Source organism: uncultured Paracoccus sp. (assembly GCF_947496875.1).
Taxonomy (GTDB): Bacteria; Pseudomonadota; Alphaproteobacteria; order Rhodobacterales; family Rhodobacteraceae; genus Paracoccus.
Genome location: NZ_CANMEH010000008.1, coordinates 18,808 through 42,531, shown reverse-complemented (window position 1 = coordinate 42,531; position 23,724 = coordinate 18,808). Strand labels below are relative to the sequence as shown.

22 protein-coding genes and 1 tRNA gene are annotated in these 23,724 nt (G+C 69.2%); 13 read left to right on the top strand and 10 right to left on the bottom strand.

The annotated features are described in order from the left end of the window. Complete coding sequence (locus Q0938_RS11210) at nt 1–621, bottom strand: SH3 domain-containing protein (RefSeq protein ID WP_299362204.1); 621 nt, start codon at nt 619–621, stop codon at nt 1–3. A 143-nt stretch (nt 622–764) separates the two neighbouring features. Between Q0938_RS11210 and Q0938_RS11205 the strand changes: the two genes are divergently transcribed. Then, nucleotides 765–1,778 carry a D-glycerate dehydrogenase gene (locus Q0938_RS11205; protein WP_299362201.1) on the top strand — a complete coding sequence of 338 codons (1,014 nt, stop codon included), beginning with the start codon at nt 765–767 and terminating at the stop codon, nt 1,776–1,778. Between the two features lie 160 nt (nt 1,779–1,938). On the opposite strand, the gene Q0938_RS11200 is transcribed toward Q0938_RS11205, so the two are convergent. The 3 genes from Q0938_RS11200 to Q0938_RS11190 form a co-directional block, all read right to left on the bottom strand. Continuing rightward, nucleotides 1,939–2,013, bottom strand: a tRNA-Gly gene (locus Q0938_RS11200). Nucleotides 2,014–2,142: 129 nt separating this feature from the next. Then, the gene (locus Q0938_RS11195) at nt 2,143–5,571 is read right to left on the bottom strand and encodes a pyruvate carboxylase (RefSeq protein ID WP_299362198.1); all 3,429 of its coding nucleotides are present in this window, start codon (nt 5,569–5,571) and stop codon (nt 2,143–2,145) included. A gap of 58 nt (nt 5,572–5,629) precedes the next feature. Next, a complete protein-coding gene (locus tag Q0938_RS11190) occupies nt 5,630–6,079 on the bottom strand; it encodes a nucleoside deaminase (RefSeq protein WP_299362195.1) in 450 nt (149 codons plus the stop codon). Nucleotides 6,080–6,213: 134 nt separating this feature from the next. On the opposite strand from Q0938_RS11190, the gene Q0938_RS11185 reads away from it, so the two are divergent. Then, entirely contained in the window at nt 6,214–8,439 is a 2,226-nt protein-coding gene (locus Q0938_RS11185; RefSeq protein ID WP_299362192.1) for a pseudouridine synthase, read from the top strand. A 13-nt stretch (nt 8,440–8,452) separates the two neighbouring features. Here Q0938_RS11185 and Q0938_RS11180 read toward each other — a convergent pair whose 3' ends face one another. The 4 genes from Q0938_RS11180 to ubiE form a co-directional block, all read right to left on the bottom strand. Beyond that, nucleotides 8,453–8,626, bottom strand: a complete 174-nt coding sequence (locus Q0938_RS11180; RefSeq protein ID WP_299362191.1) for a hemin uptake protein HemP — start codon at nt 8,624–8,626, stop codon at nt 8,453–8,455. A gap of 111 nt (nt 8,627–8,737) precedes the next feature. Beyond that, entirely contained in the window at nt 8,738–9,034 is a 297-nt protein-coding gene (locus Q0938_RS19410; RefSeq protein WP_366942752.1) for a helix-turn-helix transcriptional regulator, read from the bottom strand. Further along, complete coding sequence (gene ubiB, locus Q0938_RS11175; protein WP_299362189.1) at nt 9,034–10,566, bottom strand: 2-polyprenylphenol 6-hydroxylase; 1,533 nt, start codon at nt 10,564–10,566, stop codon at nt 9,034–9,036. The genes Q0938_RS19410 and ubiB overlap by 1 nt, the downstream gene beginning before the upstream one ends. Before the next feature lie 4 nt (nt 10,567–10,570). Next, entirely contained in the window at nt 10,571–11,323 is a 753-nt protein-coding gene (gene ubiE / locus Q0938_RS11170; protein ID WP_299362187.1) for a bifunctional demethylmenaquinone methyltransferase/2-methoxy-6-polyprenyl-1,4-benzoquinol methylase UbiE, read from the bottom strand. Nucleotides 11,324–11,378: 55 nt separating this feature from the next. Between ubiE and mutM the strand changes: the two genes are divergently transcribed. From mutM to recO, 7 genes are all read left to right on the top strand, one after another. Next, entirely contained in the window at nt 11,379–12,224 is an 846-nt protein-coding gene (gene mutM, locus Q0938_RS11165; RefSeq protein ID WP_299362185.1) for a bifunctional DNA-formamidopyrimidine glycosylase/DNA-(apurinic or apyrimidinic site) lyase, read from the top strand. A gap of 63 nt (nt 12,225–12,287) precedes the next feature. Then, complete coding sequence (locus Q0938_RS11160; protein WP_299362183.1) at nt 12,288–13,064, top strand: enoyl-CoA hydratase; 777 nt, start codon at nt 12,288–12,290, stop codon at nt 13,062–13,064. Nucleotides 13,065–13,226: 162 nt separating this feature from the next. After that, on the top strand, nt 13,227–13,496 hold the full coding sequence (rpsT, locus tag Q0938_RS11155) for a 30S ribosomal protein S20 (RefSeq protein ID WP_299362180.1): 270 nt from the start codon (nt 13,227–13,229) through the stop codon (nt 13,494–13,496). Nucleotides 13,497–13,984: 488 nt separating this feature from the next. Further along, nucleotides 13,985–15,385 (top strand): chromosomal replication initiator protein DnaA, encoded by a 1,401-nt coding sequence (gene dnaA / locus Q0938_RS11150; protein WP_299362177.1) that lies wholly within the window; start codon nt 13,985–13,987, stop codon nt 15,383–15,385. Nucleotides 15,386–15,482: 97 nt separating this feature from the next. After that, nucleotides 15,483–16,601 carry a DNA polymerase III subunit beta gene (dnaN, locus tag Q0938_RS11145; protein WP_299362174.1) on the top strand — a complete coding sequence of 373 codons (1,119 nt, stop codon included), beginning with the start codon at nt 15,483–15,485 and terminating at the stop codon, nt 16,599–16,601. Beyond that, entirely contained in the window at nt 16,598–17,674 is a 1,077-nt protein-coding gene (gene recF / locus Q0938_RS11140; protein ID WP_299362172.1) for a DNA replication/repair protein RecF, read from the top strand. Before dnaN ends, recF begins: the two co-directional genes overlap by 4 nt. A gap of 110 nt (nt 17,675–17,784) precedes the next feature. Then, entirely contained in the window at nt 17,785–18,507 is a 723-nt protein-coding gene (gene recO / locus Q0938_RS11135; protein ID WP_299362170.1) for a DNA repair protein RecO, read from the top strand. A gap of 22 nt (nt 18,508–18,529) precedes the next feature. Here the strand turns inward: recO and Q0938_RS11130 are convergent, their stop codons facing one another. Together Q0938_RS11130 and Q0938_RS11125 are read right to left on the bottom strand one after the other, a co-directional pair. Beyond that, entirely contained in the window at nt 18,530–18,946 is a 417-nt protein-coding gene (locus Q0938_RS11130; protein WP_299362167.1) for an META domain-containing protein, read from the bottom strand. 133 nt (nt 18,947–19,079) lie between these two features. After that, entirely contained in the window at nt 19,080–20,708 is a 1,629-nt protein-coding gene (locus Q0938_RS11125; RefSeq protein WP_299362165.1) for an acyl-CoA dehydrogenase family protein, read from the bottom strand. Nucleotides 20,709–20,851: 143 nt separating this feature from the next. Here Q0938_RS11125 and Q0938_RS11120 point away from each other — a divergent pair, with 143 nt between their 5' ends. Genes Q0938_RS11120 through Q0938_RS11105 form a run of 4 tightly spaced genes read left to right on the top strand, consistent with a single transcriptional unit; the run spans nt 20,852 to nt 23,695 of the window. Beyond that, the gene (locus Q0938_RS11120; protein WP_299362163.1) at nt 20,852–21,610 is read left to right on the top strand and encodes a sulfite exporter TauE/SafE family protein; all 759 of its coding nucleotides are present in this window, start codon (nt 20,852–20,854) and stop codon (nt 21,608–21,610) included. Between the two features lie 6 nt (nt 21,611–21,616). Beyond that, nucleotides 21,617–22,756 carry a succinyl-diaminopimelate desuccinylase gene (gene dapE / locus Q0938_RS11115; protein WP_299362161.1) on the top strand — a complete coding sequence of 380 codons (1,140 nt, stop codon included), beginning with the start codon at nt 21,617–21,619 and terminating at the stop codon, nt 22,754–22,756. Beyond that, nucleotides 22,753–23,172: a GNAT family N-acetyltransferase gene (locus tag Q0938_RS11110; protein WP_299362159.1), complete on the top strand. Its 420-nt coding sequence runs from the start codon at nt 22,753–22,755 to the stop codon at nt 23,170–23,172. The genes dapE and Q0938_RS11110 overlap by 4 nt, the downstream gene beginning before the upstream one ends. Nucleotides 23,173–23,200: 28 nt before the next feature. Further along, entirely contained in the window at nt 23,201–23,695 is a 495-nt protein-coding gene (locus Q0938_RS11105; protein WP_299362157.1) for a hypothetical protein, read from the top strand. Nucleotides 23,696–23,724 lie beyond the last annotated feature (29 nt).

Genomic DNA, 23,724 nt, shown 5'->3' with positions numbered 1-23,724 from the left:
TCAGTCGCGCAGTTCCTGCGGATCGACGCCCCACAGGACGGGCTTGGGCACCCAGCCCTTTTCTCCGCCGCCGGATACCCGGCACCATTCGACGCCGCATTCGTGCAGCCGCACGATCGCGCCGCGCTCGGCCCGCGCGACCACCGCGGCATTCGTGTCGGCCCGGGCGCGCAGCTCCACCATGTCGTCCATCACCAGCGCGGTCCGGACCCCCGACAGCAGCGAATAATGCACCCAGCCGCCGGCGCCGTCGCGGTCCTCGACCCGGCGCCAGTGCCCGAACTCGGCCACCACCCGCAGCGGCATGCCGGCGTGGCGGAAGACCCAGTCGATGCGGTGCGACAGGCTGGGTCCGCGCCGGGCGTTCCCCTCGCTGCCCTTCAGCGAGACATAGCGGGGCAGCGGCAGGTTGGTCACCGGGCCGCGGTTCGGGTCGCGCTGAGCCGCCTGGTTCCGGCTGATCAGGCTGTCCGCCGTGACCTGGCGCGGGTCGATCTGGATTGTCGCGGCGCCCTCTGCGGGCGGGTCCTGCTGGGCCATGGCGGCCGGCGCGGCAAGCGCCGCGGCAACGGCCAGCACGGCGCCACGGATCGCCGGATAAGCAGCCCGTGCGGTAATCATGAACTCTGCCCTCATCTTCGGCGCTCTGGTCGGCACCTGACTGTTTCTCCGGCACACCGAAGCATGGCCGGGCGGGGTCTTGTGTCTGCCCCGTGCAGACTGCAGTTTGCCGAAAGCCGGCCCGATTTGGAAGAGAGGACCCCATGCCCCCAAGCTCACCCTTGCGTCAGCGTCAGCGTCAGCGCCCGCGGGTCACGGTGACGCGCCGGCTGCCGCTGGCGGTCGAGTCCCGCATGGCCGAGCTGTTCGACGTGCATCTGCGCGAGGTCGACACGCCGATGTCGCGGCAGGAGCTGGTCGAGGCGATGGCCGACAGCGACGTGCTGGTGCCGACGGTGACCGACCGGATTGACGCGTCGCTGCTGGCGCAGGCCGGTCCGCGGCTGAAGCTGATCGCGAATTACGGGTCGGGCGTCGATCACATCGATGTCGAGACCGCCCGGCAGCGCGGCATCCTGGTGTCGAACACCCCGGGCGTCGTCACCGAGGACACCGCCGACATGACCATGGCGCTGATCCTGGCGGTCACCCGGCGGATCCCCGAGGGTCTGGCCGAGATGCAGGCGGGGCGGTGGCAGGGCTGGGCGCCGACCGCCTATCTGGGGCGCCGGATCGCCGGTTCGCGGCTGGGCATCCTGGGCATGGGCCGGATCGGGCAGGCCGTGGCGCGGCGGGCCGCGGTGTTTGGCATGCAGGTGCACTATCACAACCGCCGGCGCCTGCGGCCCGAGATCGAGGAATCGCTGCAGGCGACCTGGTGGGAAAGCCTGGACCAGATGCTGGCCCGGATGGACATCGTGTCCGTGAACGTCCCGCACACGCCCAGCACATTTCACCTGCTGAACGCCCGTCGGCTGAAGCTGATGAAACCGTCGGCGGTGATCGTGAACACCTCGCGCGGCGAGGTCATCGACGAGAATGCGCTGACCCGGATGCTGCGCGCGGGCGAGATCGCCGGCGCCGGGCTGGACGTGTTCGAGCATGGGCACGAGATCAATCCGCGGCTGCGCGACCTGCCGAATGTCGTGCTGCTGCCGCATATGGGCAGCGCCACGGTCGAGGGCCGGGCCGAGATGGGCGAGAAGGTGCTGCTGAACATCAAGACCTTTGCCGACGGCCACCGGCCGCCGGACCTGGTCGTGCCCGGGGTCCTGTAGCGCGCGGGTCTGCCGGAGGTCACGGCGCCCCCGGGGCGCTGGGGGGCAGTCAGCTGTCGCGCCGACCCTCTGGGCTGCGCGCCCTGCCGGGGCGTCGACAGCCCCGACCAGAATGACAGACAATGCAAAAGGCCGGCCCATCAGGACCGGCCTTTTGCATTGGAGCGGGCGATGAGATTCGAACTCACGACCCTAACCTTGGCAAGGTTATGCTCTACCCCTGAGCTACGCCCGCGCTCCGTCCCGATGGCCTGCGCCGCCGGTGACGGGGATTTAGGAAAACCGGCGGCGGGGTGCAAGCGGAAAATGCGCCGCTGCGCTCCTCGGAGCGGCGTACCGCCCTGCCGGGCGGCGCGCCGGCCGTTCAGTCCAGTTCGACCAGCAGGTCCTTGGCGTCGATCTGCTGGCCGGGGGTGACGTGGACGGCCGTGACGGTGGCGGCCCGGTCGGCGTGGATGCCGGTTTCCATCTTCATCGCCTCGATGGTCAGCAGCATGTCGCCGGCATTGACCTTCTGGCCGGCGTGCACCGCCACCGTCGCCACCACGCCCGGCATTGGCGCGCCGACATGCCCGGCATTCGACGGATCGGCCTTGGCCCGGGCCGCGGTGGTGGCGCGGACGGCGCGGTTCGGCACCCTGACGCTGCGCGGCTGGCCGTTCAGCTCGAAGAACACCTTGGCCTCGCCCGTGTCGTCGGTCTCGCCCACGGTCTGCATCCGGATTTCAAGCGTCTTGCCGGGATCGATCTCGACGCTGATCTCTTCGGCCGGCTCCATCCCGTAGAAGAAGGCCGGCGTGGGGAGGGTGCGGACGGGGCCATAGGTCTTGTGACGCTCGGCATAGTCGCTGAAGACCTTGGGATACATCAGCCAGCCGTTGAAGTCCTCGTCGTCCAGCTCGGTGTCCAGCTTCGCCTGCACCTCGGCGCGGGCGGCGGCAAGGTCGACGCGCGGCATCAGCGCGCCGGGACGCTCGGTGATCGGCGCCTCCCCTTTCAGGACCTTCTTCTGCAGCGCCTCGGGCCAGCCGCCGGGGGGCTGGCCCAAATTGCCGCGCATCATGTCCACGACCGAATCCGGAAAGGCGACCTCGACGGCCGGGTCCTCGACCTCGGCCCGCGTCAGCCCCTGGGCCACCATCATCAGCGCCATGTCGCCCACCACCTTGGACGAGGGCGTGACCTTCACGATGTCGCCGAACATGCGATTCACCTCGGCATAGGTCTCGGCCACCTGGTGCCAGCGATCCTCCAGCCCCAGGCTGCGGGCCTGGGCCTTGAGGTTGGTGAACTGGCCGCCGGGCATCTCGTGCAGATACACCTCGGACGCCGGCGCGCGCTGGCCGGCCTCGAACGCGCAATACTGGTCGCGCACCCGCTCCCAGTAATTTGAGATCTCGCGGATCGCGCCGATGTCGAGCCCGGTGTCGCGGTCCGTCCCGTCCAGCGCCTCGACGATGGACCCGAGGCAGGGCTGCGAGGTCCCGCCCGACAAGGCATCCATGGCCGCGTCCACGATGGCCACGCCCGACTCCGCCGCCGCGAGCACGGTGGCCCCACTGAGCCCGCTGGTGTCATGCGTGTGGAAGTGGATGGGCAGGCCGACCTCGTCCCGCAGCGCCTTGAACAGCACCCGCGCGGCGGCGGGCTTGAGCAGCCCCGCCATGTCCTTGACGCCCAGCAGATGCGCGCCCGCGTCCCGCAACTGCCGCCCCATGTCCACGTAATAGGCCAGGTCATACTTGGACCGGTCCGGGTCCATGATGTCGCCGGTATAGCAGATCGCGGCCTCGCAGACCTTGCCCGAGTCCACCACGGCGTCCATCGCCACGCGCATGTTCTCGACCCAGTTGAGCGAGTCGAAGACGCGGAAGACGTCGACGCCGGACCGCGCCGCCTGCAACACGAAGCTCTGCACCACGTTGTCGGGATAGTTGGTGTAGCCCACCCCGTTCGAGGCGCGCAGCAGCATCTGCGTCATGATGTTGGGCATTGCCGCGCGGATGTCGCGCAGCCGCTGCCAGGGACATTCCTGCAGGAAGCGATAGGCCACGTCGAAGGTCGCGCCGCCCCAGCATTCAACCGAGAAGAGCCCCGGCAGGTTCGCCGCGTAGGCCGGGGCGACCCGGATCATGTCGATCGACCGCATCCGCGTCGCCAGCAGCGACTGGTGCCCGTCGCGCATGGTGGTGTCGGTCAGCAGAACGCGCTGCTGGCGGGACAGCCAGTCCACCACGCCCTGCGGGCCCGCGCGGTCAAGCAACTGCCGCGTGCCCTCGGGCGGGTCCTGCCGCGGGGCAGGCGGTACGGGCAGCTTTGCCTCGGCCGGACGCGGACGGCCCTTGGTCTCGGGATGCCCGTTCACGGTGATGTCGGCGAGATAGGTCAGGATCTTCGTCGCCCGGTCCTGCCGGGGCGAGAAGTCGAACAGCTCGGGCGTGGTGTCGATGAACTTGGTCGTGGCCTGGTTCGACAGGAACACCGGATGCTTCAGCAGGTTGATGACGAAGTCGATGTTGGTCGCGACGCCGCGCACCCGGAATTCCCGCAGCGCCCGGTCCATCCGCGCGATCGCCTGGTCGGGGGTCTGCGCCCACGCGGTGACCTTGACCAGCAGCGAATCATAGAACCGGGTGATGACCGCGCCCTGGTAGGCGGTGCCGCCGTCCAGCCTGATGCCGTTCCCGGTGGCGGTGCGGTAGGCGGTGATGCGGCCGTAGTCCGGGATGAAGTTGTTCTGCGGGTCCTCGGTCGTGACCCGGCACTGGATGGCGTGCCCCGACAGGGTGATCGCGTCCTGGCCGGCGTGTCCGGTGGCCTCGGCCAGGGTCGCACCCTCGGCGATCCGGATCTGGGCCTGCACGATGTCGATGCCGGTGACCTCTTCGGTGACCGTGTGCTCGACCTGGACGCGGGGATTGACCTCGATGAAGTAGAACGCGCCGCTGTCGATGTCCTGCAGGAACTCGACCGTGCCGGCATTGCGATAGCCGACGGCGCGGCCGATCTGCAGGGCAAGGTTGCAGACCTCCGCCCGCTGCTCCTCGCTCAGATAGGGGGCCGGGGCGCGTTCGACGACCTTCTGGTTGCGGCGCTGCACGGTGCAGTCGCGTTCATACAGGTGGTACAGCCCGCCATGGCCATCGCCCAGCAGCTGCACCTCGACGTGGCGGGCGCGCTGGATCATCTTTTCGAGGTAGCCTTCGCCATTGCCGAACGCGGCTTCGGCCTCGCGCCGGCCCTCGCGGACCTTCTCGGCCAGTTCCTCGGGGCCCAGGATCGGGCGCATGCCCCGGCCGCCGCCGCCCCAGGACGCCTTGAGCATCAGCGGATAGCCGACCGCCTCGGCCTGCGCGCGGATCGAGTCGAAATCATCACCCAGCACGTCGGTTGCCGGAATGACGGGAACGCCTGCCTCGATCGCGACCTGCCGCGCGCTGGCCTTGTCGCCCAGGGCCCGCATGGTGTCCGCGGTCGGCCCGATGAAGACGATGCCGGCGGCGGTACAGGCGTCCACGAAGTCCGGGTTTTCGGACAGCAACCCATAGCCGGGATGGATCGCGTCCGCCCCTGCGTCGCGCGCCACCCGGATGATGTCGGGGATCGACAGATAGGCCGCCACCGGACCCAGCCCCTCGCCGACCCGGTAGGCCTCGTCCGCCTTGAAGCGGTGCAGGCTCAGCTTGTCTTCCTCGGCGTAGATCGCGACGGTGCGCTTGCCCAGTTCGTTGGCCGCGCGCAGGACCCGGATGGCGATCTCGCCACGGTTGGCGACAAGGATCTTGTTGAACATGCAATGGTCCCCTTCTGGTGGCGGCAGCTTTCTGACAAACCCGGTCGCGGCGCAACCGTCAGCGGCGCTGCGCGAAGAACTGCCTCAGCAATAGCTGCGACTCGGTCGCGGCAAGCCCGTTATAGATCCTGGGTCGATGATGGCACTGCGGGTGGTCGAAGACCCTGGCCCCATGCACCACACCGCCCATCCGCGGGTCGGTGGCGCCGTAATAGAGTGTGGCGATCCGCGCGGCCGAAATCGCCGCCGCGCACATCGGGCAGGGTTCCAGCGTGACCCACAGGCTGTGGCCCGGCAGGCGCTCGGACCCGGCCGCGACACAGGCCGCACGGATCGCCAGGATCTCGGCATGCGCCGTGGGATCGGCCAGTTCGCGGGTGCGGTTGCCGGCCGCGGCGACGACCTGTCCGGCCGCATCGCACAGGACCGCGCCCACCGGCACCTCGCCCCGACGGGCGGCGGCGCGCGCCTCGGCCAGCGCCTGCGGCATGTGGCTGCGAAACATCATGACCGGTGCTTGCCCTGCAGGCCGCAGCGGCACAAGCGCGACGGGCGCCTTTCGCGGGCAGAACCGCTTTCGCCGCCTGGGCGTTGAGGCTATCACAGCCGCTTGCCATCGCAGCGATGCGCCAGGAGATCGCCATGACCGACCAGACCCCCGACGAACCGACGCAAGAACCGGCCGCAGAGGAGCCCACGATCCGGACCAACGACGAGGCGCCGGATCGCGCTTCGGAGCAGTCGGCGGAACAGACCGCCAGCGACGGCGCCGAGCCGTCAGGCGACCCGGCCAGGGAGCGGATTGCCAATGTGAGCCCTGACGATCTCGTCGAGCCCGCCGACGCGTCCGAGCATGTCGACACGCAGTTGCCGGATGTGGAGCCGTTTGCGGCCGAGCACGAGGTACAGGACGACGACAGCGTTTCGGACGACAGCGTGGACGGAGAAGCCGAGTCCACTGCGCCGCCCGTCGATCCCGTCGATGATGAAGATGCCCACGACGACGGGTCTGCCGACGCCAGCCCGGCCGAGGGCGAGCCCGGGCCGACCCGGCGCCCGGCTGAACGGGTCACGTCCGGGGGCGAGCGGATCGCCAAGATGATGGCCCGGGCCGGGGTGGCCAGCCGGCGCGAGGCCGAGCGGATGATCGTCGAGGGGCGGGTGACGGTGAACGGCGAGAAGATCACTTCGCCTGCGCTGGACATCTTGCCAAGCGACCGGATCAGGGTGGACGGCAAGCCGATGGAGGCGCCGCAGGAAACGCGGCTGTGGCTCTACTACAAACCGCTGGGGCTGGTGACGTCCGAATCGGACGAGAAGGGGCGGCAGACCGTATTCGACGCGCTGCCGCGCGACCTGCCGCGGGTGATGAGCATCGGCCGGCTGGACATCAATTCCGAAGGGCTACTGCTGCTGACCAACGACGGCGAGTTGAAACGCCGGCTGGAACTGCCCGCGACGGGCTGGCTGCGCCGCTATCGGGTGCGGGTGAACGGCAATCCCAGCGAGCTGACCTTCGACCCGCTGCGCCGCGGCGCCGTGATCGACGGCGAGGAATTCCAGCCCATGGAGATCCGCCTGGACAGCCAGAAGGGCGCCAATGCCTGGCTGACGGTCGGCATCCGCGAGGGCCGCAACCGCGAGATCCGGCGCGCCATGGCGCATGTCGGCCTGCAGGTGAACAGGCTGATCCGGATCGGCTACGGGCCCTTTCGACTGGAAGGGCTGGAGGAGAACGAGGTGCGCGAGATCAAGCGCCGGGTCCTGCGCGACCAGCTGGGCGGCCTGCTGACCGGCGACGCCGAGGAACTGCCGCACAGCCGAGGGGCGCGTCGGGGCGCGGCCGAGACGCAGGGCGACCGGCCGGCGCATCCGGGCGGTCGAGATCGGTCTTCGCCGCAGGATCGCCCGGCGCGCGGCGATCGCCCCGAGCGCGGTGACCGGCCACCCCGGACGGGCGACGACCGCGCTGCGGATCGCGGCGGGGCCCGCCCGCCCCGCGGCGGACAGGGCGGATCGGCCGAACGGGATGACGGCCGGCCGGCGCGACCGGAGGGCGGGTTCACGCGCAAGCCCCGGCATGGAAGTGCCGGTGCGTCGCACGGCAAGCCCCGCACCGGCGGGCAGGGCGGACCGGCGCGGGCCCCCTGGGGCGAGCGGGACCGGAGCTATGGCCCCCGGCCCGCGCGGCCGGCCGAGGGAGCAAGCCGGACGGCCCGTGGCCCGGGCGATGGCGGGGCAGGCAAAAGCTCCCGGGACAGCCGGGCCGTATCAGGTGCGCCGCGACCGGACCGCAGCCGCGATGCCGACAGCCGTGACCGCAAGCCGAGAACCGGCGGCAACAGCGGCGGGTTTGGGGATCGGCCGCGATCCGGCTACGCAAAGCCGGCGCAGGATGGGCGACCACGGGACGGCGGTCAGGACGGCGCGCGCAGCCAGCAGCGCCGGTCCGAGTCACGCGTCGAGGGCGACGCGCCGCGTGCGCCGCGGGCCGCCGGCTTTGCCGGCAAGCCGGCGGCCCGCGGCGCAAAGACCGAGGGTGGCTGGCAGGGCGGTCGCGGCGAGTCAGGTCGTGGCCCGGGTGACCGCCCGGCGGGCACCCGGGATCGTTTCGCGAAGCCCGGCGGCGCCGGCCCGCGCAGCACATCCGGCCCCCGCGCCGACCGACCGGCCGGTGGACAACCCGGTGGAAAACCGGCGAGCAAGCCCGGTGGGAAACCGGGTGGATATCGTGGGGACAGGTCGGGACCGCGGCCCGGTGGCAAGCCGGCGGGGACGCGTCCCGGCGGATCGGGACCCCGCGGTCCGCGTCCCGGTGGCGGAGCGGGAAAGCCGCGCGGACCGGGCGGCGGTGGGATTGGGCGCTGAACGCGCCCGCCCGTCACTTGGTCAGGATCAGCTTTCCGGCCCGCGTGATCCGCAGGTTGTAGAGCTGATCCCCCAGGGCGATCAGCGCCTGGTTGCCGCCCTGGGTCAGCGCCGCGGCGTCATGCACCGGCACCTTCGCCAGCCGGATGTCGGGGAGGGTTGAGAAATCGGGCGGGTTGATGGTCATTTCAGCGATCCTTCCTGAGCCTCGCTGAAATCTGACAATTACAGTCAGGCTTGTCAAAGCCTTTCTGGTCCGTCGCATTTCGCCGGCTTGCAACGCCGGCGGTAAGCCGGGCTAGATGGCGATTTCGACCTGCGGTCCCGACAACCACGCTGCGCGCAAGCTCATTGGCAAGCTGTCCGCGCTGCCAGCGTAGATGAAGTCCAACGACAACCCGTATGTAGTCCGAAGCGCCAAGGCCCCATCATTCGACAGGCGATAGCTACCCGATTCCCAGTTGGACAGTTGCGTCCGCTTCAGCCCGGCCCGCTCTGCATAGGTGCGCTGATCCAGCCCCTCCTGACTACGGTGCCACACGAGTCTGTCGGCGATGTCGCCGAACGGCCGAGCCTGACGCTGGCTTGACGGCATCATGACGCAAAAACCAGCCCGACCAGCACCCCCGCCGCGACCAGGGCCGCCGACGCCGCGGGCCAGGGCAGGCCGCGGCGCACCTTCACGCGGACCGGGGGCGACGGTTCCGTCAGCCGGTCCATCGCCTGGTCGATCAGGTCCGGCAGCTTGGGTCCGTAATGGCCGAGCGCCCGGACCGCGCGGGACAGGTCATGGGCGGCGGCGCGCGGGCCCAGATTGTCCCGGATATAGGGTTCCACCGCCGGACGTGCCGCCGTCCACATGTTGATCTGCGGGTCGAGCGACCGGGCCACCCCTTCGACCACGACCATGGTGCGCTGCAGCAGGATCAGCTCTGTCCGGGTCTGCATGCCGAAGCGTTCGGTCACCTCGAATAGGTAGGACAGCAGGTTCCCCATCGAGATCCGGCTGGCATCGGCACCGAAGATCGGCTCGCCCACGGCGCGCAGGGCGCGGGCGAACTGGGCCATGTTGCGGTCCCGGGGCACGTAGCCGGCCTCGAAATGCACCCGCGCGACCCGGCGATAGTCGCGCTGGATGAAGCCGTACAGGATTTCCGCGTAAACCCGCCGGGTGTATTCGTCGATCTCGCCCATAATCCCGAAATCGAAGGCGACGATGTCGCCATTCGCCGCCACCCGCAGATTGCCCTGATGCATGTCGGCGTGAAAGAACCCGTCGCGCAGCGCGTGGCTGAGAAACAGCTGGATCATGCGCGTGGCGATGGCGGTGGTGTCGTGACCGGCGGCGCGGATCGCGTCCACGTCGCCCATCGGGATGCCGTGCACCCAGTCGCTGGTCATCACCCGCCGGGATGACAGCGCCCAGTGCGGTTCCGGCACGGAAAATCCCGGGTCACCCTTGGTGTTCTCGGCGAACTCGGACGACGAAGCCGCCTCCAGCCGCAGGTCCAGTTCGCCGAGGACCACGGATTCGAAATGCTTGACCACGTCGCGCGGCCGCAGCCGTCGGCTGGAGGGCGACAGCCGCTCGATCAGGTTGGCGGCCACGTGGAAGGCGTCGATGTCGCGGCGGAACGCAGCCTCGATCCCCGGGCGCAGCACCTTGACCGCGACCTCGGCCCCGTCCTCGGCCCGCCGGGCGTAATGCACCTGCGCGATCGAGGCTGCGGCCACCGGTTCCGAGAAATCGGTGAACAGGGTCTCGACCGGGTGCCCCAGCTCCGCCTCGATCATCCTGCGCGCGATCGGGGTGGGGAAGGGCGGCAGGCGATCCTGCAGCATCCGCAACTGCGCAGCCATTTCCGCACCCACGACATCGGGGCGGGTCGACAGGATCTGCCCGAACTTGATGTAGGCGGGCCCCAGCGCGGTGATCGCGCGGGTGACCGGCGGCAGGGCCGGATCGCCGGGATAGCCCAGCCACGCGAATGGCCAGCCCAGCACCCGTGCGGCCAGCCGCACCCGGGCCGGGGCGGCCATCGCGTCAAGCGCCGCGCCCATGGCGCCGGTGCGTTCGAACGTGGCGCCGGTCCGGATCAGGCGCCAGATGTTGTGGGGACCGCGCATGGTGTCAGAGCTTCCATCCGGAATGCAGCGCGGCGATTCCCATCGACAGGTTGCGATACTGGACCCGGTCGAACCCGGCCGCGCGGATCATCTGCGCAAAGCGCTCCTGATCGGGAAAGCGGCGGATCGATTCGACCAGGTACTGGTAGCTGTCGCGGTCCTGGGCGACCAGCTGCCCGAGCGGCGGAATGACGTTGAAGGAATAGCGATCATAGGCCCACTGCATGGCGGGCACCGGCAGCTGCGAGAATTCCAGCACCATCAGACGGCCGCCCGGCTTCAATACCCGGTACGCCTCGGCCAGCGCGTCGGGGATGCGGGTCACGTTGCGGATCCCGAAGCTGATCGTGTAGCGGTCAAAGCTCGCATCGGCAAAGGGCAGGGCCATCGCGTCGCCGGTGACCCAGTCCAGGCGGTCCGCCAGGCGATCGGCCTCGGCCCGCTTGCGGCCCTCGATCAGCATCGACTCGGTCATGTCGCAGACGGTGACCCGGGCGGTGGGGGCGCGGTCCAGAAAGCGGAAGGCGATGTCGCCGGTGCCGCCCGCGACGTCCAGCAGGTGCTGGCCCGCGCGCGGCGCCAGCCAATCCATCATCGCCGTCTTCCACAGCCGGTGGACGCCGACGCTCATCAGGTCGTTCATGATGTCGTATTTCGATGCGACACGGGAAAACACCCCGTGCACCAGCCCCGCCTTTTCGGTCTCGTCCACGTCGCGAAAGCCGAAATGGGTTTGCCTGGGCCGGTCGTCGCTCATAGGTCTGCATCCAGTCGCCTGTTCCGGGCGGCACCATGCGACGGATGGGGTCGGATTGCCAGAACTGCCAGAGGTAGAAACGGTCCGCCGTGGCCTTGCGCCGCATCTGGAAGGCCGCGCCATCGCCCACGTCGATCAGCGCCGCCCCGATCTGCGCTGGCCGATGCCCGTGGACCTCGTGCAGGTGCTGACCGGCGCCCGGGTGACGGCGCTACGGCGGCGGTCGAAATACATCCTGGCCGACCTGAATCGTGGCCCCAGCCTGCTGCTGCATCTGGGCATGTCGGGGCGGGTGCGGATCGAGGATGAGCGGCTGGGGCAGTTCCATCATGACGCGAGCATCCTGCCGCAGCATGACCATCTGGTCCTGACCACCGACAGGGGCACGCGGATCACGCTGAACGACGCCCGCCGCTTCGGTGCCGTCGATCTGGTCCGCCCCGGCGAGGCGCATCCGCTGCTGGCCGCCCTGGGTCCGGAGCCACTGGGCGACGACTTCACGCCGGACCGGCTGGCGCGGGCGCTGGCCGGCCGCGCGCTGCCGGTCAAGGCGGCGCTGCTGGACCAGCGGATCGTCGCGGGGCTGGGCAACATCTATGTGTGCGAGGCGCTGCACCGCGCCGGCATCCACCCGCGCCGTGCGGCCGGGCGGATCGGGCGGGATCGGCTGGCCCGCCTGCACGCCCAGATCAGGGCGGTGCTGACCGAGGCGATCGCGGCGGGCGGGTCAAGCCTGCGGGATCACCGGCAGGCCTCCGGCGAACTGGGTTACTTCCAGCACAGCTTCCAGGCTTACGGGCGCGAGGGGAAACCCTGCCTGCGCCCCGGCTGCACGGGCACGATCCGCCGGATCGTCCAGTCCGGGCGCTCGACCTGGTACTGCCCGGTCTGCCAGCGCTGATCAGGGTTCCGCCGCCACACCGCCCCTGCTAACACTCGGCTGTCCATAAGGGAGAAACATCCGATGGCCTACCAGACGCTGATCGTCGAGATCGAGGACAAGGTTGCCCTGGTCCGGCTGAACCGACCGGATGCGCTGAACGCGCTGAATGCCGAGCTGCTGGGCGAGCTGGCCGACGCGGTCGAGACGCTGGACGCGGACAAGAAGGTGCGCTGCATCGTGCTGACCGGCAGCGAAAAGGCCTTTGCCGCCGGTGCCGACATCAAGGAAATGTCGTCGAAGTCGTTCGTCGAGGTGTTCGACGAGGATCTGTTCGGCAGCGACATCGACCGGATCGCCCGCACCCGCAAGCCGATGATCGCGGCGGTGTCGGGTTATGCGCTGGGCGGCGGCTGCGAGTTGGCAATGATCTGCGACTTCATCATCGCCGCTGATACGGCCAAGTTCGGCCAGCCCGAGATCAACCTGGGGGTCGTGGCGGGGATCGGTGGCACCCAGCGGCTGAGCCGGTTCGTCGGCAAGTCCAAGGCGATGGACATGAACCTGACCGGCCGCTTCATGGACGCGAACGAGGCCGAGCGGTCGGGCCTGGTCAGCCGCGTGGTCCCCGCCGACAAGCTGATCGAAGAAGCGATGGGGGCGGCGCGCAAGATCGCCGACAAGTCCCAGATCGCCGTCCGGACGGCCAAGGAGGCCGTGAACCGGGCGTTCGAGACGACGTTGCGCGAGGGTCTGCTGTTCGAACGGCGCGCGTTTCATGCGCTGTTTGCGACCGAGGACCAGAAGGAGGGCATGTCGGCCTTCCTGGAAAAGCGCGAGGCGCAGTTCCGCGACCGGTAAGGGTGCCGGGCGACGCGCTCCGTCTTCGCGGCGCGCTGCAACGGGCGCGGCAGTTGCGCATCCCCATACGATCGTGCCCCGGCCGGGTTGACTCGGCGCGCGGGTGAACCTAATAGCACGGCTTCAAGATTTCCCGGAAGCTTCATCGGAACCGCACCAGACATGGCCAACACGCCACAATCAAAGAAGCGCGCGCGCCAGATCGAGCGCCGCACCGCAGTCAACAAGGCGCGCAAGTCGCGCATCCGGACCTTCATCCGCAAGGTCGAAGAGGCGATCGTCGGCGGCGATCCCCAGATCGCAGCCGAGGCGCTGCGCACGGCCCAGCCGGAGCTGATGCGCGGCGTGTCCAAGGGCGTCGTCCACAAGAACACGGCATCGCGCAAGATTTCGCGGCTGTCGGCCCGCGTCAGGGCGCTGAGCGCCGCCTGAAAACCGTGGTGAGCGGGCGCGGATGCGCGCCCCGCAGCACTCGCGAATATCTGCCACGGGGCGCACCAGCGGTGCGCCCTTGTTCATTCCAATGTGCTGTTTTGGAATGTGTTTTGCCGTTCTGCATCGGTTCTCCAGATTCGCGCGACCAACAACCTGTCAAGCGCGAAGATGAGTTGCGAGCTATCCACGGTTGAGCGTAGCTTCGGGAAGCGATTCACGTCGCGCCATCTTGGGAGACATCGCCCGCCGCTGGTTCTGCCGCCAGCACAGGGCGCCACAAGCGGGGTCGGATGACCGCGCTTCGGGAACGCTGCCGATCGACTGCCAACGATCGTCCGCGTTCTGTCGATGAAAAGCCACGCGGCCGCGATGCGGCTGTTTCCGGACGGCGATTCGCCGGACGATGGCTTCTGCCCTGTTGCTGGCGCCCGCGATTCGCTGTCCCGCCGGGTCCTGCCGGCGGGGATCGGGGACAAGAGGACGAAATGACAATGGACAGTATCTGGGGCGAAGCCCAAGGAGAGCTGGAGCAGCTGGTCGGCACCAACAACTACGCCAACTGGATTCAGCCGCTGCGTCTGACTTCGCTGAGCGATGGGACGGCAGACCTCATCAGCCCCACCAAGTTCCTGTCCGAGTGGGTGTCGCGGCATTATGCCCGCCCCATCATGGACGTGCTGGCCCGCAAGGGCTGTTCCGTCGATCGGCTGAACATCCGCGTCGATCCCGCCACCGCACTGCCGAAACAGCGCAACGTGCCGGCCCCGTCGGACGGTCCGGCCGCAACCCAGGCGGGTCCGGTCCGGTTCGGGGCAAACCGCGGCGGTGTGGCGCGGTCTGACGAGGACCTGACCGCCGCCCTGGACGCGCGGTTCACCTTCGACAACTTCGTGGTCGGCAAGCCCAACGAACTGGCCCATGCCGCCGCCCGCCGGGTGGCCGAGGGCGGGCCGGTGTCGTTCAACCCGCTGTTCCTTTATGGCGGGGTCGGGCTGGGCAAGACCCACCTGATGCACGCGATCGCCCGCGAACGGCAGGCCCGCGACCCCGAGGCGCGGATCCTGTATCTGTCGGCGGAGCAGTTCATGTACCGCTTCGTGCAGGCGCTGCGCGAACGCACGGTCATGGACTTCAAGGAGCTGTTCCGCACTGTCGACGTGCTGATGGTCGACGACGTGCAGTTCATCGCCGGCAAGGACTCCACGCAGGAGGAATTCTTCCACACCTTCAACGCGCTGGTCGACCAGGGCAAGCAGATCGTCATTTCCGCCGACCGCGCCCCCGGCGAGATCAAGGATCTGGAGGAGCGGATCAAGTCGCGCCTGTCCTGCGGGCTGATCGTGGACCTGCACCCCACCGACTACGAACTGCGCCTGTCGATCCTGCAGTCCAAGACCGACCTGTTCCGCGCCACCTATCCGGGTCTGGTGCTGGGCGGCGGCGTGCTGGAGTTCCTGGCCCACCGCATCACCTCGAACGTCCGGGTTCTGGAAGGCGCGCTGCAGCGGCTCTTCGCCTTTGCCAGCCTGATGGGGCGCGAGATCGACCTGGACATGACCCAGGAATGCCTTGCCGACATCCTGCGCGCGTCCGACCGCAAGGTGTCGATCGAGGAGATCCAGCGCAAGGTGGCCGAGCATTACAACATCCGCCTGTCCGACATGATCGGGCCCAAGCGGGTGCGCACGCTGGCGCGGCCCCGGCAGATCGCGATGTACCTGTCCAAGCAGATGACCAGCCGCAGCCTGCCCGAGATCGGGCGCCGGTTTGGCGGGCGCGATCACACCACGATCATGCATGGCGTCCGCAAGATCGAGGAACTGCGCGGCGAGGACCGCAGCCTGGCCGAAGATATCGACCTGCTGCGTCGCACGCTGGAAGCGTGACACCCCGGGCTTGACCCCCGCAACGCATTGACGAAACTGTGCCCTCGCGCCGCGCAACCTCGCGCGGCGCCTGCGGCGACAGCAAAGGGCAGGACCCATGAAATTCTCGATCGAACGGGCCGTGCTGGTCAAGGCCGTGGCGCAGGCCCAGTCTGTCGTCGAACGCCGCAACACGATCCCGATCCTCGCCAACGTGCTGATCGAGGCCGAGGGCGAGGGCGTCAGTTTCCGTGCCACGGATCTGGATACCGAAGTGGTGGACAAGGCACCAGCGATGGTCGAACGCCCGGGCGCCACGACCGTGTCCGCCGCGCTGCTGAACGAGATCGCGCGCAAGCTGCCCGACGGGGCGCTGGTGTCGATCGCGGCCGACGGGGCCGAGGGGCGGTTGACGGTCCAGGCGGGACGATCGAATTTCAGCCTGGCCACCCTGCCGCGCGAGGATTTTCCGGTGATGGCCTCGTCGGAATACACGGCCAACTTCACTGCGCCGGCGCCGCTGCTGCGCCGCCTGTTCGACAAGTCGCGCTTCGCGATCTCGACCGAGGAGACGCGCTATTACCTCAACGGCGTCTACATGCATGTGGCCGACGGCGCGGACGGGCGGGTGCTGCGCTGCGTGGCGACGGACGGGCACCGGCTGGCCCGGATCGACGCGCCGCTTCCCGACGGGGCCGAGCAGATGCCCGGCGTCATCGTTCCGCGGAAGACCGTCGCCGAGCTGAAGAAGCTGCTGGACAGCGATGACGTCGAGATTTCCGTGTCGGTCAGCGAGACCAAGGTGCGCTTTGCCACCCCGACGATCACCCTGACCTCCAAGGTGATCGACGGGACCTTCCCGGATTACAGCCGTGTCATCCCGCATTCGAACACCCGCAAGCTGGAGGTCGATGCCGCGGATTTTGCCCGCGCGGTGGACCGGGTGGCGACGGTCAGCTCGGAACGCTCGCGTGCGGTCAAGCTGGCCCTGGACGAAGACCGGCTGGTGCTGTCCGTCAACGCCCCCGACGCCGGCGCCGCGGACGAGGAACTGGCGGTCGCCTATGGCGACGACCCGCTGGAAATCGGGTTCAACGCCAAGTACCTGCAGGAAATCGCCCAGCAGGTGGACCGCGAGAACGCCGTGTTCCTGTTCAACGGATCTGGCGACGCGGCGCTGATCCGCGAGGGTGGCGACGACAGCGCGGTCTATGTCGTCATGCCGATGCGCGTGTGACCCTGACGACGCTCGGGCTGGCGCAGTTCAGATCCTGGGCACGGCTGAACCTGTCGCTGGACGATCGTCCGGTGGCGATCCATGGACCGAACGGCGCCGGCAAGACCAACATACTCGAAGCCGTGTCGATGCTGTCGCCGGGGCGCGGCTTGCGCGGTGCGGCGCCTGGCGACCAGGCCCGGCAGGGGGCGGGGACCGGCTGGCGGATCCGCGCGACGGTCGATGGCCGCCCGGTCGAGACCGCAGCCCTGCCCGGCGAGGCGCGATCGGTCAGCATCGACGAAAAGCTCGCCACGCAGGTCGCGCTGGGCAGCCTGGTCAGGGTGATCTGGCTGATCCCTTCGATGGACCGGCTGTGGACCGATCCGCCGGACACGCGGCGGCGATTCCTTGACCGGCTCACCCTGTCCTTTCACCCCGATCACGCCGGCCATTCGCTGGACCATGACAAGGCGATCCGGGAACGCAACCGCTTGCTGCGGGATCAGGTGGCGGACGATCGCTGGTACCGGGCGCTGGAAACTCGCATGGCGCGGGCTGGTGCGGCCATCACCCGCAACCGGCTGGATGCGATCGAGCGCATCATCCGCGCGCAGCAGGACGCCGAGACGACCTTTCCAGCGGCCCGGTTGGCGCTGCTGCCGGGCGACGGGCACGCCGACGACACCGAACCGGACAGCATCGCGGAGCGTCTGGCGTCATGTCGTCCGCGCGACATGGCGGCCGGCCGGACCCTCAACGGACCGCACCGGGCGGATTTGGGCGCCCATTGGGGCCCGCAGGACATGCCGGCGGCGCTCAGTTCAACGGGCGAACAGAAGGCGCTTCTGCTGTCGCTGATCCTCGCCAATGCTCGCGCGCTTGCCGCCGAACGCCCGGTGCTGCTGCTGGACGAGGTGGCGGCCCATCTGGATGCGCCCCGCCGTGCGGCACTGTACGACGAGGTCGTGGCCCTGCCGGCGCAGGTGCTGCTGACCGGAACCGGGCGCGAGTTGTTCGCGGCGCTGCACGGGCGCGCCCGGTTCCTGGCCGTCGAACGCGACGGAACCGGATCAACGGCAGTCGAGGAGTGACGAGGTGCGGACTGCGGATGCAGTTTACCAGAGGTCCGGCCGCGGCGACGCGGCCAAAGCGGCCCAGCCATGGCTGCGGTCGCCCCGCCGTCGCGTGACGGGCAGCTGAGATGGAGTGGACGGGCGAGGGCACCGTGATCGCGCGCCGCCGCCACGGTGAGACCGCGGCGATCCTGACCGTGCTGACCCCCGATCAGGGGCTGATGTCCGGGGTCGTGCCGGGGGCCACCAGCCAGCGGCGGGCGGCGATGCTGCAGCCCGGTGCCCGGCTGACGCTGCGCTGGCGGGCGCGGCTGCACGACCAGCTGGGAACCTTTGTCGCTGAACCGATCCGGACCCGTCCCGGGCTGATGACCGATCCCGACGCGCTGGCAGGGCTGAACGCGGTCAGTGCCCTGCTGGCCTATGCGCTGCCCGAACGCGATCCCCATCCGCGCCTGGCCGCGCGGACCGAAAGCCTGCTCGATGCGATGGATGCGGGCGGGGCGTGGTGGTCCGGCTATCTGGGCTGGGAACTGCTGCTGCTGGACGAGCTGGGCTTCGGGCTGCAGCTTCACCGCTGTGCGGTCACCGGTGACACGACCGGGCTGGCCTATGTCAGCCCGCGCACCGGCCACGTCGTCACGGCGGCGGCGGCGGGCGACTGGGCGCCGCGCCTGCTGCGCCTGCCTGGGCCGCTGGGCGGGCCCGATGGGGGCCTGGCCGAGGCGCTGGCCGTCACCGGGCATTTCCTCGACGCGCATCTGGCGCAGGGACAGATCGGCCGACCGCTGCCCGCTGCCCGCGCGCGCTTGATCAGGCGGTTGCAGCGCCGGCCCGACGCGGCTGACTGATGCCGTCGCGCGGTGAGGGCGGTCAGTCGCCGGTGCGTTCCAGCGTGATGTAGGTCGGTCCGATGATCTTCAGCACGCCGCCCTGCCATTGGGCCGACTGGGCCTGGGTCAGCGCCTGGAAGAACCGGTCCTCGAACCCCTTGTGCCGGCAGACCTCATCGGTCCAGTTCATGCTGGTGATCTGGATGGCGGGAAGCGTCGCAGCATTCACGGCGGTGAAGCCGTTGCAGGGGCCATTGCCGCTGAGCGTGCCGGACCGCAGCGTGATCCGGCCGTCACGGGTGGGCACGGCCTCCTTGCCGAAGCCGACGACGGTATAGGTGCCGAACGGAATGCCGCCTTCGTAGGGCGTTCCGACGGAAGGTGCGGCAGCGTCCTCGCAGGCGGCCAGGGTGGCCAGTGCCGCGGCGGCGCAGGTCAGTCGAATGATCGCTTTCATCACGGAATCCCTCAACGAAACAGCATATTGGCTGGAACGCGTGTAGCACGGGCGATGTTCCGCGCCGCACGCTTCTGCACAGCTGCCGTGACGCGTCCGCCACAGTGTGGCGGATGGGACGCATGCGTGGCGGTCAGCCCAGCAGCCGCCGGGCGATCACCTGGGCCTGGATCTCGGCCGCCCCCTCGAAGATGTTCAGGATCCGGGCGTCGCACAGGACGCGGCTGATCGGGTATTCCAGCGCGAAGCCGTTGCCGCCATGGATCTGCAACGCGTTGTCGGCCGCGGCCCACGCCACCCGGGCACCCAGCAGCTTGGCCATCCCGGCCTCCAGATCGCAGCGGCGGTCGTGATCCTTCTGCCAGGCGGAATGATAGGTCAGCTGCCGGGCGATCATGATCTCGACGGCCATCATCGCCAGCTTGTCGGCCACCCGCGGAAACGCGATCAGCGCCTTGCCGAACTGTTTGCGGTCGATCGCATACTGCATCCCGAGTTCCAGCGCCGACTGCGCCACGCCGATCGCCCGCGCGGCGGTCTGGATGCGGGCGGACTCGAAGGTCTGCATCAGCTGCTTGAACCCCTGCCCGGGCTGGCCGCCGAGCAGATTGTCCGAACCGACGCTGAACCCGTCGAAGCCGAGCTCGTATTCCTTCATCCCGCGATAGCCGAGTACCTCGATCTCGCCCCCGGTCATGCCGGCCGTGGGAAACGGGTCCTCGTCGGTGCCGGGGGTCTTTTCCGCCAGGAACATCGACAGGCCGCGCCAGTCGGTGCTGTCCGGGTCGGTGCGGGCCAGCAGCGTCATCACGTGGGTGCGTGCCGCATGGGTGATCCAGGTCTTGTTGCCGGTGATCTCCCATCCATCCTCGGTCCGCACGGCGCGGGTCCGCAGCGACCCCAGATCCGATCCGGTATTCGGCTCGGTGAAGACCGCGGTGGGCAGGATCTCGCCCGACGCCAGCCCGGGCAGCCACTTTGACTTCTGCTCCTCGGTCCCGCCGCACAGGATCAGCTCGGCGGCGATCTCCGACCGGGTGCCCAGCGACCCGACCCCGATATAGCCGCGCGACAGTTCCTCGCTGACCACGACCATCGACGCCTTGGACAGCCCCAGCCCGCCATGTTCCTCGGGGATGGTCAGCCCGAACACGCCCAGCTCTGCCAGGTCGTTGATCACCTCTATCGGGATCAGCTGGTCCTTCAGGTGCCAGTCATGGGCATGGGGCACGACCTTGTCGTCGGCATAGCGCCGGAACTGGTCTCGGATCATCTCCAGATCCTCGTCGAGCCCGGTCGCGCCGAAGGTTGCCTGACCGCGATTGTCCTGCATCAGCTCCACCAGACGCTGGCGGGCGGCGGGGCTGTTGCCGGCCATCGCGGCTCGCGCGGCGTCCGAAGGCTGCCAGTCGACATCCAGATCGGACAGGCGGGCAAACTCCGTCTGACTCATCGGGATGCCACCGGTGATCTGGGTCAGGTATTCGGCGAACCCGATCTGCAGCAGCAGTTCCTCGATGTCGCCCAGCCGGCCCTGTTCCGACAGCCGGTCCGCCCAGGCCGACAGCTGCCTGAGGGCCTCGACATAGGTGGCAAGCCAGGACAGGGCGTGCGCGGCGTGCTGTTCATCGTCCAAGGCGGCCGCATCGACCTTGCCATTGCCGACACGCTGGCGAAGGGCGGTGGTCGCCCGCTCCATCAGGGTATCCAGTTCCGGCAGCAGCGTCCGGGCGGTATCGGCGGTGATCGGCGTCTGGGTCATGGCAGCCTCGCTTGCGGATTGCCGCAGCCCTTAGCGCCTTCGCACCTGCAGCGCAACGATGCTGCGCAGCAGCTTTGCAGCACGCAGCTTTCTGTCGCCGTCATCCGCTTGTACGCCGGTGGGATCGGGCTAGTGTGCCGCGGATGAGCGACCTCGACCCCTCCCAGATCTGGCTGGCCCTGGCCGTCACGCTGTTCGCGGGGTTCGTGAAGGGCGCGATCGGGTTCGCCATGCCGATGATCATGATGTCGGCCTTTGGCTCGTTCCTGCCTGCGCCGGTGGCGCTGGCCCTGCTGATCGTCCCGACCCTGATCACCAACCTGCAGCAGTCGTTGCGCCAAGGGGTGCGGGCGGCGGCCCGGTCTTCGCGCCGCTATGTTTGGCACATCGCGTTCGTGTGCGCGTTCATGTTCGTGGCGGCGCCTTTCGCGCGCCTGCTGCCGCAGCCGGTGATGTACGCAGCCCTCGGCGTCCCGATCACCGCCTTTGCCGCGTGGCAGCTGTCTGGACGGCCGCTGCAGCTGCCCATCCGCCACCGCCGCCGGGCCGAGGTCGTCAGCGGGATCATCGGCGGGCTGTATGGCGGCATCTCGGGGATCTGGGGACCGCCGCTGATCGTGTTCCTGCTGTCGATCGGCGCGTCAAAGCAGGAACAGATCCGGGTGCAGGGCGTGGTGTTCCTGATCGGGGCGGTGGCGCTGACATTTGCGCATCTCGCCTCGGGCGTGCTGAATGCGGGGACGCTGCCGCTGTCGGTGCTGATGGTCGTGCCGGCACTGATCGGCATGCAGTTGGGCTTTGCCTTGCAGGACCGCATGGACGTGGTGCAGTTTCGCCGCTGGACGCTGGTGCTGCTGGTGCTGACCGGCACGAACCTGATCCGCCGCGCCCTGACGATGTGAGATTTGATGCCGATCGACGCCGCCGCCCTGACCGCCCGCCTGATCCGCTGCCCCTCGGTGACACCGGACGAGGGCGGCGCGCTGGTGTTGCTGCAGGACATGCTCGAACAGGCCGGGTTCGCGTGCACCCGCGTGGATCGCGCCGGGACGCCCAACCTGTTCGCCCGGTGGGGCGCGCGCGGCGCGCGCGGCCTGGGCTTCAACGGTCATACCGATGTGGTGCCGCCCGGGGACTTGGCCAGCTGGACCCACCCGCCGTTCTCGGGGGTCGAGATCGACGGCGTCATCTGGGGGCGCGGGGCCACCGACATGAAATCGGCAGTGGCCGCCTTCGTCGCCGCGGCGATCGATTTCGTCACCGAAACGCCGCCGGACGGGGCGGTGATCCTGACCATCACGGGTGACGAGGAAGGCCCCGGCCGCGACGGCACCATCGCGATCCTCGACTGGATGGCCGCGCAGGGCGAACGGATGGACGCCTGCATCGTGGGCGAGCCGTCGAACCCCAGCGTCATGGGCGAGATGATCAAGATCGGGCGACGGGGCAGCCTGACCGCGACGATCACCGCCACCGGGACGCAGGGCCATGTCGCCTATCCGCACAAGGCGTTGAACCCGCTGCACCCGCTTACTCGCCTGCTGACGCAGCTGGTCGACACGCCACTGGATCAGGGCACCCCGCATTTCCAGCCCTCGAGCTTGCAGATCACCTCGATCGACGTGGGCAATAGGGCGACGAACGTGATCCCCGAGCGGGGCCGCGCGGTCGTCAACATCCGCTTCAACGACAGCCATTCCGGCGACAGCCTGACGGCCCTGCTGCGCGAGCAGGCGGCCGCAATGGAACGGGAGACCGGGGTCCGGTTCGAACTGGACGTCGCCCTGACCGGCGAGAGCTTCCTGACCGAACCGGGGCCGTTCGTCGCGCTGGTCCGGGAGGTGGTCGCCGAATGCTGTGGCACCGAGCCCGTGCTGTCGACCTCGGGCGGGACGTCGGATGCGCGCTTCATCAAGGACGTCTGCCCGGTGGTCGAATTCGGCCTGGTGGGCGCATACATGCACAAGGTCGACGAGCGGGTGCCGGCCGATCAGGTCCGGCAGTTGAAGGACATCTACCGGGCCATCCTGCAGCGGTATTTCGCATGATCACCATTGGGCGCACCGACGATCTGGACGCCTGCCTGACGATCCGCCGCGCGGTCTTCGTCGAGGAACAGAACGTCCCCGAAGCGCTGGAGCACGACGGGCACGACGCGACCGCGGTGCACCTGCTGGCTAGCGAGGCCGGGCGGCCCGTCGGCACGGCGCGGCTGCTGATCCGGGGCAACACGGGCAAGATCGGCCGCGTCGCCGTCCTGGCCGATCGCCGCGGCCAAGGACTGGGGGCGGCATTGATGCGTGCGGCGCTGGACGAGTTGCGCGCCATCCCGGGGGTAAAACTCGCCAGGCTGGGCGCGCAGACCCACGCCTTGGCGTTCTATGAAAAGCTGGGCTTCACCGCATCCGGACCGGTCTACGACGATGCCGGAATTCCGCATCGCGACATGAGCCGTCCGCTCTGATGCGACCCGCCGCGGGCGTGGGCCGCCGATGCTGATCCGCCCCGAACTGGCCGCCCGTCTGCACCCCTGGCGCGAGGTCCTGGCCGCGGTCGCCCTGATCGGCGCCGGTCTGTGGATGTTCTCCTGGGGCGGGTGGATCTATGGCGGGGTCGGGGCCGCGATGGTGGCCGTGGGCGTGATCTGGGGCATGGATGCGCGCCGCCGCATGCGATTTCGCCGCGACATCGCCGCCCCCGGCGTCGTCGAACTGGTCGAGGGCGCCATCCGCTATTACGGCGCCCGCACCCTGGGCGGAGAGATCGCCCTGCGCGACCTGGCCGAGATCCGGTTGCTGCGGCTGGACGGACAGGCGCACTGGCGGCTGCGCGCGACGGACGGGCAGGCGCTGCTGGTCCCGGTCGATGCCGCGGGCGCCGCGCTGCTGGCGGACGGGTTCGCGGCGCTGCCCGGGTTCGACCTGGGCGCGGCGGCCGACGCGCTGGAGGGCGAGCAGGCAGTCTGCACGGTCTGGCGCCGGAAGTGAACGCAAGAGGGCCGCGGTGATCCGCGGCC

What these genes read in the sequence shown, in the direction of transcription:
- Q0938_RS11210 (WP_299362204.1), bottom strand. Translation starts at nt 621, where the DNA reads ATGATTACCGCACGGGCTGCTTATCCGGCGATCCGTGGCGCCGTGCTG.
- Q0938_RS11205 (WP_299362201.1), top strand. Translation starts at nt 765, where the DNA reads ATGCCCCCAAGCTCACCCTTGCGTCAGCGTCAGCGTCAGCGCCCGCGG.
- Q0938_RS11195 (WP_299362198.1), bottom strand. Translation starts at nt 5,571, where the DNA reads ATGTTCAACAAGATCCTTGTCGCCAACCGTGGCGAGATCGCCATCCGG.
- Q0938_RS11190 (WP_299362195.1), bottom strand. Translation starts at nt 6,079, where the DNA reads ATGATGTTTCGCAGCCACATGCCGCAGGCGCTGGCCGAGGCGCGCGCC.
- Q0938_RS11185 (WP_299362192.1), top strand. Translation starts at nt 6,214, where the DNA reads ATGACCGACCAGACCCCCGACGAACCGACGCAAGAACCGGCCGCAGAG.
- Q0938_RS11180 (WP_299362191.1), bottom strand. Translation starts at nt 8,626, where the DNA reads ATGACCATCAACCCGCCCGATTTCTCAACCCTCCCCGACATCCGGCTG.
- Q0938_RS19410 (WP_366942752.1), bottom strand. Translation starts at nt 9,034, where the DNA reads ATGCCGTCAAGCCAGCGTCAGGCTCGGCCGTTCGGCGACATCGCCGAC.
- ubiB (WP_299362189.1), bottom strand. Translation starts at nt 10,566, where the DNA reads ATGCGCGGTCCCCACAACATCTGGCGCCTGATCCGGACCGGCGCCACG.
- ubiE (WP_299362187.1), bottom strand. Translation starts at nt 11,323, where the DNA reads ATGAGCGACGACCGGCCCAGGCAAACCCATTTCGGCTTTCGCGACGTG.
- Q0938_RS11160 (WP_299362183.1), top strand. Translation starts at nt 12,288, where the DNA reads ATGGCCTACCAGACGCTGATCGTCGAGATCGAGGACAAGGTTGCCCTG.
- rpsT (WP_299362180.1), top strand. Translation starts at nt 13,227, where the DNA reads ATGGCCAACACGCCACAATCAAAGAAGCGCGCGCGCCAGATCGAGCGC.
- dnaA (WP_299362177.1), top strand. Translation starts at nt 13,985, where the DNA reads ATGACAATGGACAGTATCTGGGGCGAAGCCCAAGGAGAGCTGGAGCAG.
- dnaN (WP_299362174.1), top strand. Translation starts at nt 15,483, where the DNA reads ATGAAATTCTCGATCGAACGGGCCGTGCTGGTCAAGGCCGTGGCGCAG.
- recO (WP_299362170.1), top strand. Translation starts at nt 17,785, where the DNA reads ATGGAGTGGACGGGCGAGGGCACCGTGATCGCGCGCCGCCGCCACGGT.
- Q0938_RS11130 (WP_299362167.1), bottom strand. Translation starts at nt 18,946, where the DNA reads ATGAAAGCGATCATTCGACTGACCTGCGCCGCCGCGGCACTGGCCACC.
- Q0938_RS11125 (WP_299362165.1), bottom strand. Translation starts at nt 20,708, where the DNA reads ATGACCCAGACGCCGATCACCGCCGATACCGCCCGGACGCTGCTGCCG.
- Q0938_RS11120 (WP_299362163.1), top strand. Translation starts at nt 20,852, where the DNA reads ATGAGCGACCTCGACCCCTCCCAGATCTGGCTGGCCCTGGCCGTCACG.
- dapE (WP_299362161.1), top strand. Translation starts at nt 21,617, where the DNA reads ATGCCGATCGACGCCGCCGCCCTGACCGCCCGCCTGATCCGCTGCCCC.
- Q0938_RS11110 (WP_299362159.1), top strand. Translation starts at nt 22,753, where the DNA reads ATGATCACCATTGGGCGCACCGACGATCTGGACGCCTGCCTGACGATC.
- Q0938_RS11105 (WP_299362157.1), top strand. Translation starts at nt 23,201, where the DNA reads ATGCTGATCCGCCCCGAACTGGCCGCCCGTCTGCACCCCTGGCGCGAG.